This is a genomic window from Longirhabdus pacifica (assembly GCF_004115085.1).
GTDB classification, from domain to species: Bacteria; Bacillota; Bacilli; order Paenibacillales; family DSM-105158; genus Longirhabdus; species Longirhabdus pacifica.
Genome location: NZ_QXJP01000061.1, coordinates 1 through 1064 on the forward strand (window position 1 = coordinate 1; position 1064 = coordinate 1064).

A 1064-nucleotide genomic window follows, 5' to 3' on the forward strand; every position below is an offset into this window, starting at 1 on the left:
GCAGAAACATATCCTTGGTTAGATGAGTTGAGAGAAGTAGGAACGACAGGGACAAACTTACTTTCTATGACTCCATATGTTTATCATAAAAATAAAGGTGTTCCTGCAAGTTTAGATCATATTACAGAGCAGCCGATTGAAATGGTGAACAATTGGGGAACTGTGACGGTACATCGTATGATTGTTGTCGATGCTAGATCCCCTGAAGATATTCGAGGCGTATATGGGAATATGTTTTATGACAAAGACACGTTAATAGAAGACATAGAGAGGTATCCGTATATAAAGGAATCTCTAGAAAGATTATATTCAGCTTTTGTGGAAGTAACGGTGACTCCTGCCATAGAAAATATGAGTACTTTTCAGTATGTTAATAGTTTACCTGACAATGGTTTTGTTAGAGGATCTTCCCTTGAAGGTTCAGGAACCACCGAACAATATGGTTTAAATACATTGCCCACAGGAAGTGATAAAGGTTTTTTTGTGAAAGATACTCCAAATAGGTTGTGGGTAGGTAATGCCATGCAAAGAGAGAGTGGAAAATATTATTCTTTTGATGTAGATATCAATACTTTTTCTAGTTTCTATATACCAGAGTCACTAGAATAGAGGTGATGAGTGTTACTAGTAATCATGCTGATGGCAGTATATGCTCCAATTAATAGGTTTAAATGCCATTGTTATTTGTTGTCACTTTCATTTAGAAGTCAAAACTTACTTTATAAAGATACTGTAATCATTTTAACCTTAGAAAGAAGGAACGGACGATGAAAAAAACAATGAAAAAAATATTACTAGGTTTGATATTAAGTCTATTATTTGTTATTCCACTTTCAGCACCATCCGCACAAGCAAACACGTCTTTTGAAGATATTGAGGGTCACTGGGCTGAGCAAAAAATACTACAAGCGGTAAACGATGGATACATATCAGGCTATCCAGACAATACATTTAGACCGGATGATAATATTACGAGAGCAGAATTCGCCTCTATTATAGCAAGAGCTACAGCTGTAAATGAAGAGGTGGTGGACTTTGATGGTTTTGACGATGTGCCTTCTACT

The 1064-nt window shown here is 36.1% G+C and carries 1 protein-coding gene and 1 pseudogene; both read left to right on the forward strand.

Going from position 1 to position 1064, the window contains the following annotated elements; genetic code table 11:
- Positions 1-609: pseudogene (locus tag D1Z92_RS17450) on the forward strand (hypothetical protein); the annotation flags it as partial.
- Positions 610-767: 158 nt separating this feature from the next.
- Positions 768-1064, forward strand: a 297-nt coding sequence (locus D1Z92_RS17060; RefSeq protein WP_164931701.1) for an S-layer homology domain-containing protein, incomplete at its 3' end; no start/stop codon positions are given.